The 15,922-nt window shown below is 64.6% G+C and carries 18 protein-coding genes and 2 pseudogenes; 9 read left to right on the forward strand and 11 right to left on the reverse strand.

The window, feature by feature from the left end; translation table 11 throughout:
- The first annotated feature begins 2 nt into the window (after positions 1 to 2).
- Entirely contained in the window at positions 3 to 896 is an 894-nt protein-coding gene (locus SPICUR_RS02545) for a metal ABC transporter permease (protein WP_023365746.1), read from the forward strand.
- On the opposite strand, the gene nth is transcribed toward SPICUR_RS02545, so the two are convergent.
- From nth to SPICUR_RS02565, 4 genes and pseudogenes are all read right to left on the reverse strand, one after another.
- Complete coding sequence (nth, locus tag SPICUR_RS02550) at positions 872 to 1,525, reverse strand: endonuclease III (RefSeq protein WP_023365748.1); 654 nt, start codon at positions 1,523 to 1,525, stop codon at positions 872 to 874. The two genes, SPICUR_RS02545 and nth, sit on opposite strands and share 25 nt — an antisense overlap.
- Positions 1,522 to 2,199: pseudogene (rsxB, locus tag SPICUR_RS10170) on the reverse strand (electron transport complex subunit RsxB); the annotation flags it as partial. The gene nth and the pseudogene rsxB, both read right to left, overlap by 4 nt.
- Before the next feature lie 17 nt (positions 2,200 to 2,216).
- A pseudogene (metG, locus tag SPICUR_RS02560) lies at positions 2,217 to 3,857 on the reverse strand (methionine--tRNA ligase); the annotation flags it as partial.
- 33 nt (positions 3,858 to 3,890) lie between these two features.
- Complete coding sequence (locus SPICUR_RS02565) at positions 3,891 to 4,433, reverse strand: shikimate kinase (RefSeq protein ID WP_023365754.1); 543 nt, start codon at positions 4,431 to 4,433, stop codon at positions 3,891 to 3,893.
- A gap of 134 nt (positions 4,434 to 4,567) precedes the next feature.
- Here SPICUR_RS02565 and apbC point away from each other — a divergent pair, with 134 nt between their 5' ends.
- Entirely contained in the window at positions 4,568 to 5,662 is a 1,095-nt protein-coding gene (gene apbC, locus SPICUR_RS02570; protein ID WP_023365756.1) for an iron-sulfur cluster carrier protein ApbC, read from the forward strand.
- A gap of 17 nt (positions 5,663 to 5,679) precedes the next feature.
- A complete protein-coding gene (dcd, locus tag SPICUR_RS02575) occupies positions 5,680 to 6,246 on the forward strand; it encodes a dCTP deaminase (protein WP_023365758.1) in 567 nt (188 codons plus the stop codon).
- Here dcd and SPICUR_RS02580 read toward each other — a convergent pair.
- Genes SPICUR_RS02580 through purM form a run of 3 tightly spaced genes read right to left on the reverse strand, consistent with a single transcriptional unit; the run spans position 6,243 to position 8,739 of the window.
- Entirely contained in the window at positions 6,243 to 7,016 is a 774-nt protein-coding gene (locus SPICUR_RS02580) for a DUF3108 domain-containing protein (protein WP_023365760.1), read from the reverse strand. The genes dcd and SPICUR_RS02580 overlap by 4 nt on opposite strands.
- A complete protein-coding gene (purN, locus tag SPICUR_RS02585; protein ID WP_023365761.1) occupies positions 7,013 to 7,684 on the reverse strand; it encodes a phosphoribosylglycinamide formyltransferase in 672 nt (223 codons plus the stop codon). Before purN ends, SPICUR_RS02580 begins: the two co-directional genes overlap by 4 nt.
- Positions 7,681 to 8,739, reverse strand: coding sequence for a phosphoribosylformylglycinamidine cyclo-ligase (gene purM, locus SPICUR_RS02590; RefSeq protein WP_023365764.1), 1,059 nt, complete (start codon positions 8,737 to 8,739; stop codon positions 7,681 to 7,683). Before purM ends, purN begins: the two co-directional genes overlap by 4 nt.
- 92 nt (positions 8,740 to 8,831) lie before the next feature.
- Between purM and SPICUR_RS02595 the strand changes: the two genes are divergently transcribed.
- A complete protein-coding gene (locus SPICUR_RS02595; RefSeq protein WP_023365766.1) occupies positions 8,832 to 9,881 on the forward strand; it encodes a DUF2066 domain-containing protein in 1,050 nt (349 codons plus the stop codon).
- On the forward strand, positions 9,878 to 10,591 hold the full coding sequence (gene hda / locus SPICUR_RS02600; protein ID WP_023365768.1) for a DnaA regulatory inactivator Hda: 714 nt from the start codon (positions 9,878 to 9,880) through the stop codon (positions 10,589 to 10,591). Before SPICUR_RS02595 ends, hda begins: the two co-directional genes overlap by 4 nt.
- Here the strand turns inward: hda and SPICUR_RS02605 are convergent.
- Both SPICUR_RS02605 and wrbA read right to left on the reverse strand, forming a co-directional pair.
- Positions 10,576 to 10,998, reverse strand: coding sequence for a DUF2069 domain-containing protein (locus SPICUR_RS02605; protein ID WP_023365770.1), 423 nt, complete (start codon positions 10,996 to 10,998; stop codon positions 10,576 to 10,578). The two genes, hda and SPICUR_RS02605, sit on opposite strands and share 16 nt — an antisense overlap.
- Positions 10,995 to 11,612 (reverse strand): NAD(P)H:quinone oxidoreductase, encoded by a 618-nt coding sequence (wrbA, locus tag SPICUR_RS02610; RefSeq protein WP_023365772.1) that lies wholly within the window; start codon positions 11,610 to 11,612, stop codon positions 10,995 to 10,997. The genes SPICUR_RS02605 and wrbA overlap by 4 nt, the downstream gene beginning before the upstream one ends.
- A 52-nt stretch (positions 11,613 to 11,664) precedes the next feature.
- On the opposite strand from wrbA, the gene SPICUR_RS02615 reads away from it, so the two are divergent.
- From SPICUR_RS02615 to SPICUR_RS02625, 3 genes are read left to right on the forward strand one after another with little or no spacing between them, the layout of a single operon-like run.
- Positions 11,665 to 11,946, forward strand: coding sequence for an acylphosphatase (locus SPICUR_RS02615; RefSeq protein WP_023365774.1), 282 nt, complete (start codon positions 11,665 to 11,667; stop codon positions 11,944 to 11,946).
- A gap of 57 nt (positions 11,947 to 12,003) precedes the next feature.
- A complete protein-coding gene (locus SPICUR_RS02620) occupies positions 12,004 to 12,354 on the forward strand; it encodes a c-type cytochrome (RefSeq protein ID WP_041381604.1) in 351 nt (116 codons plus the stop codon).
- Entirely contained in the window at positions 12,354 to 12,710 is a 357-nt protein-coding gene (locus SPICUR_RS02625; protein ID WP_023365778.1) for a c-type cytochrome, read from the forward strand. The genes SPICUR_RS02620 and SPICUR_RS02625 overlap by 1 nt, the downstream gene beginning before the upstream one ends.
- Here SPICUR_RS02625 and SPICUR_RS02630 read toward each other — a convergent pair.
- Both SPICUR_RS02630 and SPICUR_RS02635 read right to left on the reverse strand, forming a co-directional pair.
- Positions 12,680 to 13,537 (reverse strand): SDR family oxidoreductase, encoded by an 858-nt coding sequence (locus SPICUR_RS02630; RefSeq protein ID WP_023365780.1) that lies wholly within the window; start codon positions 13,535 to 13,537, stop codon positions 12,680 to 12,682. The two genes, SPICUR_RS02625 and SPICUR_RS02630, sit on opposite strands and share 31 nt — an antisense overlap.
- Before the next feature lie 3 nt (positions 13,538 to 13,540).
- Positions 13,541 to 15,256, reverse strand: a complete 1,716-nt coding sequence (locus SPICUR_RS02635; protein ID WP_023365782.1) for a proline--tRNA ligase — start codon at positions 15,254 to 15,256, stop codon at positions 13,541 to 13,543.
- A 152-nt stretch (positions 15,257 to 15,408) separates the two neighbouring features.
- Between SPICUR_RS02635 and ilvN the strand changes: the two genes are divergently transcribed.
- Positions 15,409 to 15,903, forward strand: coding sequence for an acetolactate synthase small subunit (gene ilvN, locus SPICUR_RS02640; RefSeq protein ID WP_023365784.1), 495 nt, complete (start codon positions 15,409 to 15,411; stop codon positions 15,901 to 15,903).
- Positions 15,904 to 15,922: the final 19 nt, after the last annotated feature.

A 15,922-nucleotide genomic window follows, 5' to 3' on the forward strand; every position in this document is an offset into this window, starting at 1 on the left:
CGATGCTTGCCGAGCCGACGATCGCAATCCTCGTCACCGGCATGCTGGTGGGCATCAGCGCGGCGTTGCTTGGCAGTTTTCTGGTGCTGCGCGGCAACAGTATGCTCGCGGATGCGATCAGCCACTCCATTCTCTTCGGTATCGCCGTGGCGTGGATGCTCACCGGCGAGACCAGTGGCCCGATCCAGATCGCTGGAGCGGCATTGAGCGGCGTGCTGGCGGTGTTCCTGATCGAAACACTGACCCGCACCCGGCGGTTGCGCGATGATGCCGCGACAGGACTGGTCTTCCCGGCCCTGTTCAGTGCTGGCGTGGTGCTGATCAATATCACCGCCAGGGATGTCCATCTCGACGAGCATACGGTCCTGTTGGGCGAGGTCGGGTTCGTCTGGCTCGATACCGTGATCCTGCTGGGAGTCGAGCTGCCGCGGGCGATGCTCGCCACCGGCGTCATGCTGGTGGTGGATGCGATCTTCGTACTGGCTTTCTACAAGGCCCTCAAGCTCGCGACCTTTGATCCGGACCTCGCCCGTGCGCTGGGGCTTGCCCCGGGGGTCATCTTCTACGCCCATCTGGCCTTGCTCAGTGGCAGTGCGGTGGCGGCATTCGATGCCGTCGGCGTGGTGCTTTTCATCACCTTTGTGGTGGTGCCACCGGCCACCGCCTACCTGCTGTCACAGCGACTGGTTACGCTGATTGTCCTTGCGATGCTCATTGCGGCGACGAGCGCTCCGCTGGGTTACGCGCTGGCGATCTGGCTGGATGTATCGATTGGCGGGTCGATGGCACTCGCCAATGGCCCCTTTTTGATGCTTGCTTACGGTTGGCGCCAGTGGCGGGATCGGCGCCGGTCACAGCCCGGCGCCCGCGTTCAGTCCGCCTCGACCTCGGCGTAGTGGTGCCGCTCGCGGAACTCACAGAGGTCGTAGATGGGACAGGCGCCGCAGCGGGGCTTACGTGCCAGGCAGGTATAGCGGCCGTGCAGGATCAGCCAGTGGTGGGCATCGCCAAGGAATGCCCTGGGCGTCCAGCGCATGAGCCGATCCTCGACTGCACGGACGGTCCTGCCGGGCGCCAGGCCCGTTCGGTTGGCGACACGGTAGATATGGGTGTCCACCGCCATGGTGGGTTCGCCGAAAGCCGTGTTGAGCACGACGTTGGCGGTCTTTCGACCGACGCCCGGAAGCGCCTCCAGCGCTTTTCGATCATGTGGGACCCTACCCCCGTGCTTGGTAACCAACGCCTCGCAGGTGGCGATGATATTCTTCGCCTTGCTGTTGAAAAGCCCAATCTTCCGGATGTGGGCACGCAGACCGTCTTCACCCAGCTCAAGGATGGCATCTGGCGTGTCGGCGACCTCGAATAGGGGGCTCGTGGCCTTGTTCACGCTGCGGTCCGTGGCCTGAGCCGACAGAATCACCGCCACCAACAGCTCGAACGGCGTCCGGTACTCGAGTTCGGTAGTGGGTTGGGGGTTAGCCTCACGGAGGCGCTCAAAGATCGCTCGGCGCTTGTCACGGTTCATGCGTCGTCACCGGTGTGACGCTGACGCCGCCGGGCGCGGACCCGGGCGAGCGCCGCCTGCGCGGTCTCACGGCGGGTCGCACGGTCAGGGAGGGCGGAGGCAGTCTCTGTCGGGTGCCCGTCAGCCTTACCCTCATTCGGCTGCCGGCGCCGTGCCCGCTTGTGTTCGCGCTCGTCGCGGCGCCGGGCGAGACGTTGAGTGCGATTCCGGAACCGCTCCCGGGCCCGATCCCGACGCGCCTGCTGATGGTCTGCGGGCTCCTGCTCGCGATCGGTGGGCAGCATGTGGATGCAGTCCACCGGGCAGGGCGCAAGACATAGATCGCAGCCGGTACATTCCTCGGCGATCACGGTATGCATGCGCTGACGGGCGCCGACGATCGCATCGACCGGGCAGGCCTGAATGCATTTGGTACAGCCGATGCACACCGACTCATCGATCCAGGCAACCCGGGGTGGGCGGTAATCGCCATGCGCCGGGTCGAGCGTGCGACTGGCCCGATCGAGCAGCCCGACCAGCGCATCGATGGTCGCCTGGCCGCCGGGCGGGCATTGATTGATGTCCGCTTCGCCGGCGGCGATCGCCTCCGCGTAGGGGCGGCAGCCTGGATAGCCGCACTGCTCGCACTGGGTCTGCGGGAGCAGCGCGTCGATCCGCTCGACCGTAGAAGGATCGTGGATCATGCCGGCTTCAGGCTCTCCCGCGAGTCCGCGATCATGGCCTCGATGGCGGCCGGATCGACCCGCGTCATCAGAGGCTTGAACGCCGCGATCTCATGGTCGAGCAGCGGCTGTCCGGCGTCGGACCACTGCATGGCAGGGATCTGCAGGAAACGCTCGGCGGCCGCCGCCGTTTCCGGGAGGACCGGCTTGAGGTAGAGCATCAGCACCCGGAACAGATTGATTCCGGTGGTGTTGATGGCCTGAACCGCCTCAGCCTGATCCGGATCCTTCGCAAGTACCCAGGGCTTTTTCTCGTCGATATATTGGTTGGCCTCATCGGCCAGCGACATCACCTCGCGGACCACCCGGGCGTAGGCCCGATTCTCGTAGTAGCCGCCGATCACCTCAGCGCGGGCGCTCATGCGGCGGAACAGCTCCGGCGCGTCGAGCCGTGGCCCCAGCCGGCCCGCGGATCGCTTGTTGATGAATCCTGCGCATCGGCTCGCGATGTTGACGAGTTTACCGACCAGATCCGCGTTCACCCGCTGTGTGAAGTCGTCCAGGCTCAGATCGATGTCATGAACGCCCGCCCCCAGCTTGGCGGCAAAGTAGTAGCGGAGGTACTCGGCATCGAGGTGGCGCAGATAGGTGTCGGCCATGATAAAGGTCCCGCGCGACTTCGACATCTTCTGTCCGTCGACGGTCAGAAAGCCGTGGGCGCAGACCCGGGTCGGTGTGCGAAAGCCGGCTCCGCTCAGCATCGCCGGCCAGAAAAGCGCATGGAAATAGACGATGTCCTTACCGATGAAGTGATAGAGCTCGGCGTCTGAATCGGCATTCCACCATTCATCGAAATCCAGCCCCTCGCGATTGCAAAGGTCCTGGAAACTCGCCATGTAGCCGATCGGCGCGTCCAGCCAGACGTAGAAATACTTGTTGTCGGTGTCTGGGATGCGGAACCCGAAGTAGGGTGCGTCACGGGAGATGTCCCAGGCGCGGAGCCCGGCATCGAACCACTCCTGGAGCTTATTCGAGACCTCGTCCTGCAGGCCCTCGCTGGACGCCCAGGTACGGAGCATGTGCTCGAAGTCCTGGAGTCGGAAGAAGTAATGCTCTGACTCGCGCTGGACGGGTGGCTGGCCGGAGATGACGGAGACTGGATCGCGCAGCTCATCGGGGGAGTAGCTTGCTCCGCAGGCCTCGCAGTTGTCGCCGTACTGGTCATCGGCGGCGCAGCGCGGGCAGGTGCCCTTGATATAGCGATCGGGCAGGAACATCCCCTCTTGCTCATCATAGGCCTGAGTGATGGTCTGACGATCGATCCAGCCACCGTCCCGCAGCCGCGTATAGATCAGTTCGGAGTAATGGCGGTTCTCGTCGGAGTGGGTGGTGTAGTAGTTGTCAAACCCGATGTTGAAGCCCGCGAAGTCCCGGCGATGCTCCATGCCCACCTGCTCGATCAGCGCCTCGGGGGTGATGCCACGCTCCCGGGCCTTGAGCATGATGGGGGTGCCATGGGCATCATCCGCGCATACATACCAGCACTGGTTGCCCTGTAGCTTTTGGAAACGCACCCAGATGTCGGTCTGGACGTATTCAACGAGATGGCCCAGGTGGATCGGCCCGTTGGCATAGGGTAGGGCGCTGGTGACCAGGATCTTGCGCGCCATGCACACTCCGCATTCACAATCAGAAAGACATCATTATGCCAGAGGGGAAGCCAGTCGCGGAGCCCGCGGCTCGCAGAGAGCAGCGATCACTGCCCGCGCGCCGGCGGTCGTGCTGAGCGGGCCGACGTCGACGCTGAGCTCGGCGTAGTGGCGATAGAGTGCCTCGCGTTCGGCGTAGAGATCCTCCAGCGTCTGGCCGGCAGCCCGGGCCAGACCACGGGTATCCACGTCGGTCACCCGCGCTTGAATGACGCTGAGATCGGCATGCAGATGAATGATGATCCCATCGACCCGCAGCGCCGCCATGGCGTCGGCGCTGTAGACCGCGCTGCCCCCGGTGGCAATGACATGATCGCGACGCTGGAGGTGGATGAGCTGCTCGGCCTCGAGTTGGCGCAGCGCCCGGTGACCGCGCGCATCCACGATGGCCTGAAGTGTGGTCCCTGCGGCCGACTCGATCACCGAATCGGTATCGGTGAAACCGAATCCCAGCCGCTCCGCGAGATGGCGACCGAGGGTGCTCTTACCGGCCCCCGGCATGCCGATAAGCACGAGGTTGTGACGCGCCGCTGTCATGCCCCGAATCTGCCGGAATGCCGCCGGTCCGACAAGCCGACGGGCGCCAACCCCACCTCACGCGTGTTTAATGGCGGGCACAGGCTGATTAAACTCCCACAATCGTCAATACGGCGGAACAACGGGGGAAATGCATGAGTGAACTCAACCGCGCGGCCGTCGAGCAGGTGCTGGCCGGCTGGACGGAGCCGGCGCTCGGCTGTGATCTGATCAGCGCTGAAGCCGTGAGCGATATTCAGGTGACTGGCGATACGGTGACGATTGAGCTGTCGCTCGGCTTTCCAACCCGGCGCTATCAGCAGGCGCTGAAGGAGATCCTTGAGACCCGGGTACGCGAGGCGACCGGTGCCCGCTCGGTCACGGTCTCGGTGGAATGGTCAGTCGCTGCCCGGCAGGTACAGGCGACCCTGAAGCCGATGGATAACGTGCGCAATATCATTGCGGTGGCGTCGGCGAAGGGCGGCGTCGGCAAGTCGACCTGTGCCGCCAACCTGGCGCTCGCCCTGGCGGATGAGGGGGCCCGTGTGGGCATCCTTGACGCCGACATCTATGGACCCAGCCAGCCGCGGATGATGGGTGTTGCGGGCCGCAAGCCCGACAGCCCGGAAGGCAAGACGATGCATCCGCTCGAAAACCACGGGGTGCAGATCATGTCCATCGGATTCCTCATCGAAGAGGATTCCCCGATGGTCTGGCGGGGCCCAATGGTCACCCAGGCGTTGACCCAGCTGCTCAACGACACCCGCTGGGAGGAATTGGATTACCTCATCATCGATCTGCCGCCCGGCACGGGTGACATCCAGTTGACACTCTCGCAGAAGGTGCCAGTGGCGGGTGCAGTGGTGGTGACAACGCCGCAGGATATCGCCACGCTGGATGCCCGTAAGGGTGTGCGGATGTTCGAGAAGGTCAAAGTGCCGGTGCTGGGTATCCTCGAGAACATGAGCCTGCACATCTGCTCTCACTGCGGCCACGAAGAAGCGCTGTTTGGCACCGGTGGTGGTCAGCGGCTGGCCGACGAGGAGGGCGTTGCCATGCTCGGCGCATTGCCGTTGGAGCTGGGCATTCGTGAGCATGCCGACAATGGCGCGCCGACAGTGATCTCAGAACCGGAATCGCAGGCAGCGGAGCGCTTCCGCGAGGCCGCCCGGCGCACAGCGGCACTCCTTTCACGACAGGATCCGGCGGGCGCGAGCCGGTTCCCGAACATCGTCGTCGACGACGACTAGGGCAGGGGCGACAGACAGTGAGCATCAAATCCGATCGATGGATCCGCGACATGGCCGGCAAGGGCATGATCGAGCCATTCGAAGCCGGCCAGGTCCGCGGCGATGCCGAGGGTGGGCGGATGATTTCCTACGGGACCTCGAGCTATGGCTACGATGTCCGCTGCGCGGATCGTTTCAAGATATTCACCAATATCAGCTCGGCCGTCGTGGATCCCAAGCATTTTGATGAATCGAGTTTCGTGGATCTGCAGTCAGACGTTTGTATCATTCCGCCGAACAGCTTTGCGCTGGCCAGTACGGTGGAGTATTTCCGTATACCGCGAAACATCCTCACGATCTGTCTCGGCAAGTCGACCTACGCGCGCTGCGGGATCATCGTCAATGTCACGCCCCTCGAGCCCGAGTGGGAGGGGCATGTGACGCTTGAGTTCTCCAATACGACGACGCTACCTGCCAGAATCTACGCCAATGAAGGGGTCGCGCAGATGCTCTTCCTGGAATCCGACGAGGTCTGTGAGGCGTCTTACAAGGATCGGGCCGGCAAGTATATGGGGCAGCGGGGCGTGACGCTGCCGCGGCCCTAGGGGGTGTCGGCAGGCAACCCGTCGACCGTGTTCAGCACCATGCGGAAATTGCGATCGCCATCCTCGCGCTGCTCCACCTGAACGGCGAGATACCCCAGCGCGGGCGCCACCCAGAGGGTTGTCTCGCGATCGCTGTCGGTGTCTGAACGGCGAATCGTCAGCGCCTCGAAACGGCCTGCCGGTGTATCGACGGTCGTCCTCTCACCGATGCGAAGGACGTAGGTCTTGAGTGTTCCGCCATCGGCGATGCGGTAGACCAACTCGTCATCGCCGTCCCGCTCGGTCAGGTCATGCATAAGCTGTAATGGGCTGATCACCCGATCAATCGTGTCCCGGGTGATGTCCATGCGCCAGGGCCGGTCATCGATATCATTGACCACGCGCAGGGTGTCCCAGTCGAACCGCAGTTCCGCCTTTCGCTGGTCATCGCCGCCGGAGCGATTGTAGCGGTACACATCCGGTCGAAACCCATCCGCCTGAATCCGCCCGATACTCATCTCCCGCACCGTGCTCGAGTAGAAAAGCCCGGCGATGCGACTGGGCCGGATGGACAGCCGGTAGAGATAGCGGGACTCGGCGGGCCGGCGGAATCGCAGCCTGGCATGCCCCAGGGTGAGCCCGGCCTTGCGAACATCATATCGGGCGCTGAACGCGGGTGGGGGTTCGAACGCCGACTCGGCACCCGCTGCGGCGCTCCCACTCGGGCCGACGCCCACCACGGTCAGCAGCATCGCCAGGCCCGCGGTGATCACTCGCCGACCCGGCATCATGACGCGTCCGCGGTGGCCTCGGTGAGACAGGGCGGTACGGGGGGATACTGACCGTCCTGTCGTACCCGATCGCCATCGAGGGCGACGCGGCCCTCGGCGATCCAGCGGACCACTTCGGGATAGAGTCGGTGCTCCATCGCCTGGACGCGCCGGGCGAGGGTGTCAGCCGTTTCGCCGGACTGTATGGCAACGGCCGCCTGGGCGATGACCGGCCCCGCGTCGAGTTCGGGGATGACGTAGTGCACGCTGCAGCCATGGTGGCGCTCGCCTGCCTCCAGGGCGCGCTCGTGGGTATGCAGCCCGCGGTAGGCTGGGAGTAACGATGGATGGATATTGATCAGTCGACCCAGAAAGCGGCCGACGAAAGCATCGCCAAGGATGCGCATGAACCCGGCGAGAACGATGAGGTCGGGCTGCGCGGTATCGAGTCGCTCGGCGAGTGCCCGATCATAATCCGGACGGCTGGAGAATATCCGGTGGTCGATCACTTCGGTGGCAATACCGGCCCGGGCCGCTCGCTCCAGGCCGCCGGCACCCGGTCGGTTGCTGATCACCCGGGTGATTGTGCCGGGGATCGAGCCGTCGCGGACCGCGTCGATGATCGCCTGCAGGTTGGTTCCGCCGCCCGAGATGAGGACGGCGATGCGGAAGCCCTCCGGATCGCTCACACGCCCTCCTGGTAGGTGATGCCATCGGCATTGCGGCCGGAGCGCGTCACTTCACCGAGGATCCATGCGGATTCGTCGGCCGCGCGGAGGATATCCAGCGCATGGGTGGCCTCGTCCCCGGGCACTGCCAGGACCATTCCAACACCGCAGTTGAACGTCCGGCGCATTTCCTCAGTCTCGACATTGCCGGCACGCTGCAACCAAGCGAACAGCGCCGGCCACTGCCAGCTCCTGGTATCGATGCGGGCCGTGAGCCCCTGGGGCATGATCCGCGGCAGATTCTCGGTCAGTCCGCCGCCGGTGATATGGCTGATGCCATTGATCGTCACCTCATTCTGAAGGCGCTGGACGACCTGGGCATAGATGCGGGTGGGTGTGAGCAGCCACTCCTCGATCCGGCGGTCGTCCAGGGACTGCGTGAGTGCCTCTGGCTCGCGTTCGAGTATACGACGGACCAGCGAATAGCCATTGGCATGAACACCACTGCTGCCGAGCGCAATCAGGGCATCGCCCGGGCGGATGTCCGCCCCGTCAATCATTCGATCGCGCTCGACAATACCGACGCAGAATCCCGCCAGGTCATAGTCGCCGTCGCTGTACATGCCAGGCATCTCCGCGGTCTCGCCGCCGATCAATCCGGCACCGGCCTCTCTGCAGCCGGCGGCGATACCGCGGATGACCCGCGCGGCGATCTCCGGGTCGAGGCGCCCGGTGGCGTAGTAATCGAGGAAGAACAGCGGTTCGGCGCCGGCGACGATGACGTCGTTGACGCACATGGCCACCAGATCGATCCCGATCCCATCATGGCGACCGGTTTCCAGTGCCAGCCGCAGTTTGGTGCCGACACCATCGGTGCCGGCGACCAGCAGTGGCTGGCGGTAACGATCCACCGGTAGCTCGAAGAGGCCACCAAATCCGCCCAGGCTGCCGACCATACCGGGTCGCTGAGTGGCGGCGACATCGCCCTTGATACGCTCGACGAGATCGGCACCGGCGTCGATATCAACGCCGGCGTCGCGGTAGGTCAGTCCGGTTCGGGAATCGGCGGAATCCAAGTGTCTACTCCCTGGTTCGGGTTGGTCGTGCCGGTGGACGCCGTCATGGTACCTTAAAACCTGTTTTGGTCACGGGCTCGCAATCCAGCGTGATGTCGGTCGTCCTGCGTCTTTTTTTCCAGTTTGCCGTGGTCGTCGGCGGCATTGTGTCCCACACAGCGGTGGCCGAGAGTGGTCCCGCGTCGGTGCAGGTCCCGGTGGCCAGCGATAGCGAATCGGCGCGATCCGAGGCGCTGGTGCGGGCCATGGACGCAATGCTCGTCCGGCTCACCGGGGATCCGGCCGTTACCGAGACTGAGCTCGCGACGCGCCTGCGCAGCCGCGTCGGGGAATACCTGAATGGCTTCTCCTACCGTACGGTGACCGCGGCGGATGGCGATGGAGCGGGGCGCGAGACCCGCCTGCTGGCGCGGTTCTCGCGGCCGGCGCTGCGTAATGCGCTGGCCCGGGCAGAGATTGCGCTCTGGCCGCCGTCGCCGCCGACAGTGCTTGTCTGGCTGGGTGCCGAGCGCGATGGTGAGCGCTTCATCGCCGGCAGCGATCAGGGGCGGCCACTACTGGAGCGGATGCGGACGGCGGCGGCACCATTGGGTATCACGCTGATCACCCCGCTCATGGACCTCGAGGATCGCCGTAATCTCGGTTACGCCGACATCGCGGGTGGGTTCGTCGATCCGGTCCGCGAAGCCTCGGCGCGCTACGGAGCAGAGGCGGTTGTCGTGGGGCGTCTGCAGGGCGGAGAGACCGGGACGACCCGCGTCCGCTGGACGCTGCTGGCAGGGGATGAGGGGACGGCCGAGCGCTGGGTCTCGAGCGGTGATGGCGCGCGGTCGGTCCTGGCGTCGGGTGTCCGCGAGATGGCGCAACGCCTGCGTGCGCCCTTTGCCTACGTCCCTGATCCCGACTCCCGGCGTCGGTTGACGGTCGCGGTCAGGGGTGTGGAGTCGCTGGCGGCCCACCAGGCAGTGGCTGAACGCCTCGGTCAACAGGTGGGTGTCACCCGTGTCATTCCGGTGGAGATTATCGATGACCGCGTCCGCTGGCGGCTCGCGATCAACGTCGAAGCGGAGCGGGTGATGCGGGCCCTCGACACCGATCAGCGACTGCGATCCGATGGCGATGGATACCGTTGGCGCCCATGAGTCACGAGAACGGACCGCAGTTGGCGCTGGATTTCCGTTGGAACGATGCGGCGGACCTGGGGGCTTTCGTGTCCTCTGGCAACGAGCAGGCGGTTGCCGCGGTGGAGGCGCTGACCGGTTGGTTCGCCCAGTCGCTCTACCTGTCAGGGCCGCCGGGGAGCGGACGCAGTCATCTTCTGCAGGCAGCCTGTGGGCGCATGAGCGCAGCCGGCGGCACAGCGGTGTATATCCCGCTTGCCGACCATATTCACGGGCCGACGGCGCAGCTGGATGGCCTGGAGGCCCTGTCGCTGGTGACCGTTGATGATGTCGATGAGCTTGCCGGCCACGAGGCTTGGCAGGAGGCGTTTTTCCACCTGTTCAACAGGCTGCGGGATACCGGTGGGCTTTTGGTGGTGGCTGGAGCAGGCGCGCCGGCGGCCCTGTCGCTCGGGCTCCCCGATCTCGTCTCGCGCTTTGAATCCCTGCTTCGTCTGCGGCTCAGCGTGCCCGATGATGAACGGCGCCGCCAGATTCTGGCTGTCGCCCTGGCCCGACGCGGGCTGCGGATGCCGGCATCGAGTGTCGATTACCTGCTACGGCATGAGGCGCGTGACATGGATCATTTGCTGGCGGTGGTGGATCGGCTTGACTGGGCATCCCTGCAGGCTGGTCGGCGCCTGACCGTGCCGTTCATCAAGTCGGTTCTGGCGGATCAGGCCTTGGACTGATCCGCCTTATGGCGTTGCTTGCCGCGGCGCAGGATCACCGTCCCTGCCACGAAATATCCCAGCGTGAGCAGTATCTCCGCCACCCCCAGCCAGCGCTGGGGTGCCGCGCCCGTCGTCGCCAGCAGACCGTGCATGAAATAGAGCAGGATCAGCATGCCGGTCCACTGCAGCGTGTAGCGGCGGCGGTGAAGAATCCCCCGCAGTCCGAGCAGCAGCGGCAGTAGAAGCACGAGCAGCAGTGGACTGCGCAACGATGCGGGCGGTGGATCAAGCCAGACCAGCCAGGCGAAAAGCAGGGCGGTCAGCGCCACATAGCAGCTGGTGGCCACCCAGTAGAGAGGGGTGGCCGCCACCCGGCTGGGCGTCTCCTGCCCAGCAGCCGGGATTTTGCCACGCAGGACTTTCACGCCAGTCGCTGATCCGCCGTGTCGTCGAGGCGCACCGCGGCGGCGGCCACCCGCGCGCCAAGGGCGCGACACAGACCTGCCTCGGTATCGTCCACCGGTCGGTCGGCATCCGCGCCGGCGAGATGACTGGGGCCATAGGGCGTGCCGCCGGTCTGCGTGGCCGTCAGTCCAGCCTCGGTATACGGCAGCCCCACCAGATACATGCCGTGATGCATCAGCGGCAGCATCATCGACAGCAGGGTGGTTTCCTGGCCGCCATGCAGGCTCCCGGTGGAGGTGAATACGGCAGCGGGTTTGCCATTCAGCGCGCCACTCAGCCACAGACTGGTGGTCTGGTCGAGGAAGTGCTTGACCGGCGCTGCCATATTGCCGAAACGCGTGGGGCTGCCAAGGACCAGACCGCTGCAGGACGCTAGATCGTCGAGTGCCGCGTAGGGCGGTCCCGCATCCGGAACGGCGGGCGCGGTTGCCTCCGAGACCTCGGAGACGGCTGGTACGGTCCGCAGCCTGGCTTCAACGCCGGTCACGGTCTCAACGCCGTGGGCGATCTGCCGGGCCATGGTCTGGGTGGCGCCATGACGGCTGTAGTAGAGAATCAGGATTTCGCAGCTCATGGGGCAATCTTGGGTGTTAGATTGTTGGGGTGCAAGCAGGAAAGAGGCAGCGATGGGTGAAGTAGCGGAAGCCTGTTATCAGTTCCGGGTCCGCGGTCAGGTGCAGGGTGTTCTGTTTCGGGCAAGCACTGAGGAGCGTGCGAGCGCACTCGGCCTTCGGGGTTGGGTGGAAAACCGCGCCGACGGCAGCGTCTCGGTGGTGGCCTGTGGATCCGAGCAGACCCTCGAGGTGTTGAGCGAGTGGCTCTGGATGGGACCGGAAGCCGCCCGGGTGGACTCGGTGGAGGCCGAGCCCGTCGCGGACCCCGGCAACAGTGATTTCAGCATTGTCTGAGGTGGCCTTGGAAATTGACCGCTATCAACTTTCCCGCGATACTTTGCGCAGTCATCAATGGCGAGAAGAGAAACAATGATCTGCGGGCGATTGATCGGGGGAGTGTTTCTGGGACTGCTCCTTTTCACCGGGGCAGCCAGCGCCCAGGGCGACATCGAAGCGGGCCGGGCCAAGGCTTACACGTGCCTGGGCTGTCATGCCGTCGACGGTTACCGGAACGCGTATCCCTCCTACCGGGTGCCGAAGCTCGGTGGCCAGCATCCTGAGTACATCGTATCGGCGCTCAAGGCCTATCAGAACGGCGACCGTCAGCACACGACCATGCAGGCACTGGCGTCGACGCTGAGCGATCAGGATATTCAGGACATTGCGGCCTATTTCGCGTCACGTGGGCCGGAGGGGCAGTGATGAATCGTTTGACGGGATTTCTGGCGGTCGGCCTTCTGCTCACCACCAGTGGGGTGCCGGCCCAGTCGATCGGGGATGTAGAGGCCGGAAAGGCAAAATCACAGAGCTGTGCGGCCTGCCATGGTGCTAAGGGGGCGTCCGATAACAGTGGGTTTCCCATGTTGGCCGGCCAGCATGCGGATTATCTGTTGCATGCGCTGAAGGCGTACAAGAGCGGCGATCGGCAGAACGCGATCATGAACGGTCAGGTGGCGGCACTGAGCGAGGAGGACATGCGCGATCTGGCCGCCTATTTCGCGGCGCAGTCCAGTGCCGTTCAAACGCTTCAGCGGCGCTCCGCGAACAGCGACGGGTAGCCGCGCCGGTAATCCGGGTATACAAGCGCGTAGCCTGATTCGCGCAGGCGTTGGTTGCTGCAGCGTCGACCACCCGCATCGCCGGCGGTTCGTTCGGGTGGTTCCGCGCCGATGGCCGCGGCCAGCCAGTCCATGATTTCGCACTGGCTGCAGGGCCGGTCATCAACGCCAAGATAGAGCGTTGATGGTCGATCCATTCCACCGAGGTGCGCCAACACGCCGACGCAGTCGTCTTCGTGAATGCGGTTGGTGTAGCGGGGTGGATCAGCCTGACAGGTCGACCCTGCCTCGATCCGTCGCAGCAGGGATTCCCGGCCCGGTCCATAGATGCCTGCGAAGCGAATGATCACATGCTCCCCGGGGTGCCGGGCAGCGATCGCCTCGGCCTCCAGCAGTCGCTTGCCAGAAAACCGGGTCGGCTGTGGCGGCGTGTCTTCATCGACCCATGCCCCGGCGTTTTCCCCGTACACCCCGGTGCTGGAGACGAAGATCAGCCGGACGCCCGCGTTCCCCGATGATTCCAGGGCACCGCGAAGATTCGCCAGTCCATCGACGTAGCGCCGCCGATAGCCATCGTCATCATACTGCGACGGCGTCAGGATGACGTAGACCTGATCCAGTGCTGCTGGCAGCCGTTCGCCCAGATCGGTGTCATTATCCAGATCAGCGGCGCAGGGAATGATTGCCTGGGGAAGGCTGTAGGGCTGCCGGCGTAGTCCGAAAACCGTGTGACCCGCCGCCGCGAGCTGCAGACCCAGTCGTGTCCCGATTCGACCGCAGCCGACGATCAGAATGCGTTGCGGTGTCCGCTGCCGTGCGGTCATCATCGGTTACCCCCGTTCGCCGACTCTTTCCTGCAGCACCTCGACGACATCGTCGATCGGGATCGCCTCGCTCTCGGCGGCGTCCCGGGCGCGGTATTCGAGCGAGCCGGCCTTGAGGCCGCGCTCGCCGATGACGATCCGGTGCGGTATGCCAATCAGCTCCATGTCGGCGAACTTCACCCCCGGACGGGCATCACGATCGTCCCAGAGCGGATCCAGGCCAGCATCGCGGAGCGCGTCGTACAGTTTTTCGGTTGCCTCGGCCACCGCTGGTGCGCGGTCAGCACCGATGCTGACAAGCGCGACATCGAAGGGCGCCAGCGGTGCCGGCCAGGCAATGCCGCTGGCGTCGTGGTTCTGCTCGATGGCGGCGGCCACGACCCGGGATATACCGATACCATAGCAGCCCATGATCAGGGGCTGGGGATGGCCGTCCTCGTCGAGCACACGGGCATCCATGGCCTCACTGTACTTCGTCCCCAGCTGGAAGATGTGCCCGACCTCGATACCGCGGTGGATTTCCAGTGTGCCCTCGCCGCAGCGCGGGCAGCCCTCTCCCGCGACGGCGGTGCGCAGATCGGCGCAGGTCGGCAGGGGCATATCCCGATCCCAGTTCAGGTTGATCCAGTGCCAGTCGGCGCGGCCAGCGCCACTGGAGAAATTCGTCAGGCCAGCGGCGCGGTGATCGACGCGCTGCGTCAGGTCTGCGGGCAGATCCCGCGGTCCGATGAATCCGCGGGGGACACCTGTAGCCGCCAGTGCTTCCTCGGGTTCGGCCAGGCGTACCGTCTCGGCGCCCAATGCATGGGCGGCCTTGACCTCGTTGAGCTCGTCGTCACCGGCGACGAACAGCACGGCCGGGGCTTCATCCGCCATCACGACGACGCTCTTGAGGACCTGCGAGGGGTGCAGGCCAAGCGCTTCGCACTGTTCGGCGACGCTGTGGACGCCCGGGGTCGATCGCTCCTCGGCAGGCGCTGGCGCGTTGATCGGCAGGGCCGACGGGCGGCTCGCGGCGAGCTCGGTGTTGGCGGCGTACGCACAGCGGTCACAGCTCGCGATCTCGTCCTCACCGGAGTCGGCCAGCACCATGAACTCCTCCGATACGCTACCGCCGATGGCCCCGCTGTCGGCGCCTACCGAGCGGAAGCGCAGGCCGAGCCGCGAGAATGCCCGGCTGTAGGCGCTGTGCATGTCCTGATAGGTCGCTTCAAGTGAGGCCTGATCGATATGGAATGAATAGGCATCCTTCATCACGAACTCGCGGGCCCGCATGACGCCGAACCGCGGCCGGATCTCATCCCGGAACTTGGTCTGGATCTGATAATAGGTCACGGGTAGCTGGCGATAGCTGCGCAGTTCCTGGCGGAGATAGTCGGTGATGACCTCTTCATGGGTCGGCCCAATGCAGAACGAGCGTTTGTGCCGATCCTTAAGGCGCAGCAGCTCGGGGCCATACAGCGACCAGCGTCCGGACTCCTCCCACAGCTCTGCTGGCTGAACGGCGGGCATCAGCACCTCGAGGCCGTTAATGCGGTTCATCTCCTCGCGCACAATCCGCTCAACCCGACGCATCACCCGCAGACCGAGTGGCTGCCAGGTATACAGTCCGGCGCCGAGTTTCTTGATGAGACCCGCGCGGAGCATCAGCTGATGGCTGATGATCTCAGCGTCTGCCGGTGTCTCCTTGCTGGTGAAAAGGGGAAAGCGGCTGGTGCGCATGGCGGCCTGTCCTGTCATCAATGGAAAGCCGACAGGTTAGCCGACCGTCGCCGGGTCGCCCACCCCCGTCCTTGACGCTCCCATGCGGGCGCCGTAACTTGCACGGCTTACATCAGATCAATTGCGGATCAAGCGGCGCCAGTCGACAAGCTATGCGACACATAATCTCCATTCTGGTTGAAAACGAGTTCGGTGCGCTTGGACGCATCGCCGGGCTGTTCACAGCCCGCGGCTATAACATCGACTCGTTGACGGTGGCGCCCACCGATGATTCGACGCTCTCGCGCATGACGCTGGTTACCCAGGGCGATGAACAGACCGTTGAGCAGATTCGTAAACAGCTCAACAAGCTCCTCGACGTGGTCAAGGTCTCGGATATCACCGAAGCCCTCCACATCGAGCGTGAGCTGATGCTGGTCAAGGTTCAGGCGACCTCCAGTGAATCGCGCGAAGAGTTCAAGCGACTGGCGGATATCTTCGACGCCTGCGTCGTCGATGTTACCGACAAGACCTACACCATCGAGGTCATCGGTCGGGGCAGCAAACTGGATGCCTTCCTGGAGCTGCTCAAGGACCAGACACCGATGGAGGTGGTGCGCTCGGGAGTCATTGGCATCGCGCGCGGCGACAAACAAATGCGTGTCTGACAACATCCATCGGGGGAGT

Origin of the sequence: Spiribacter curvatus, from assembly GCF_000485905.1 — a bacterium.
Taxonomy (GTDB): domain Bacteria; phylum Pseudomonadota; class Gammaproteobacteria; order Nitrococcales; family Nitrococcaceae; genus Spiribacter; species Spiribacter curvatus.

Excerpts from the sequence above, each read along its gene's own strand:
- SPICUR_RS02620 (WP_041381604.1), top strand. The coding sequence starts at position 12,004 with ATGGCGAGAAGAGAAACAATGATCTGCGGGCGATTGATCGGGGGAGTG.
- SPICUR_RS02625 (WP_023365778.1), top strand. The coding sequence starts at position 12,354 with ATGAATCGTTTGACGGGATTTCTGGCGGTCGGCCTTCTGCTCACCACC.
- SPICUR_RS02635 (WP_023365782.1), bottom strand. The coding sequence starts at position 15,256 with ATGCGCACCAGCCGCTTTCCCCTTTTCACCAGCAAGGAGACACCGGCA.
- SPICUR_RS02580 (WP_023365760.1), bottom strand. The coding sequence starts at position 7,016 with ATGATGCCGGGTCGGCGAGTGATCACCGCGGGCCTGGCGATGCTGCTG.
- hda (WP_023365768.1), top strand. The coding sequence starts at position 9,878 with ATGAGTCACGAGAACGGACCGCAGTTGGCGCTGGATTTCCGTTGGAAC.
- nth (WP_023365748.1), bottom strand. The coding sequence starts at position 1,525 with ATGAACCGTGACAAGCGCCGAGCGATCTTTGAGCGCCTCCGTGAGGCT.
- SPICUR_RS02545 (WP_023365746.1), top strand. The coding sequence starts at position 3 with ATGCTTGCCGAGCCGACGATCGCAATCCTCGTCACCGGCATGCTGGTG.
- ilvN (WP_023365784.1), top strand. The coding sequence starts at position 15,409 with ATGCGACACATAATCTCCATTCTGGTTGAAAACGAGTTCGGTGCGCTT.
- apbC (WP_023365756.1), top strand. The coding sequence starts at position 4,568 with ATGAGTGAACTCAACCGCGCGGCCGTCGAGCAGGTGCTGGCCGGCTGG.
- SPICUR_RS02615 (WP_023365774.1), top strand. The coding sequence starts at position 11,665 with ATGGGTGAAGTAGCGGAAGCCTGTTATCAGTTCCGGGTCCGCGGTCAG.
- SPICUR_RS02630 (WP_023365780.1), bottom strand. The coding sequence starts at position 13,537 with ATGATGACCGCACGGCAGCGGACACCGCAACGCATTCTGATCGTCGGC.
- SPICUR_RS02595 (WP_023365766.1), top strand. The coding sequence starts at position 8,832 with ATGTCGGTCGTCCTGCGTCTTTTTTTCCAGTTTGCCGTGGTCGTCGGC.
- wrbA (WP_023365772.1), bottom strand. The coding sequence starts at position 11,612 with ATGAGCTGCGAAATCCTGATTCTCTACTACAGCCGTCATGGCGCCACC.
- SPICUR_RS02565 (WP_023365754.1), bottom strand. The coding sequence starts at position 4,433 with ATGACAGCGGCGCGTCACAACCTCGTGCTTATCGGCATGCCGGGGGCC.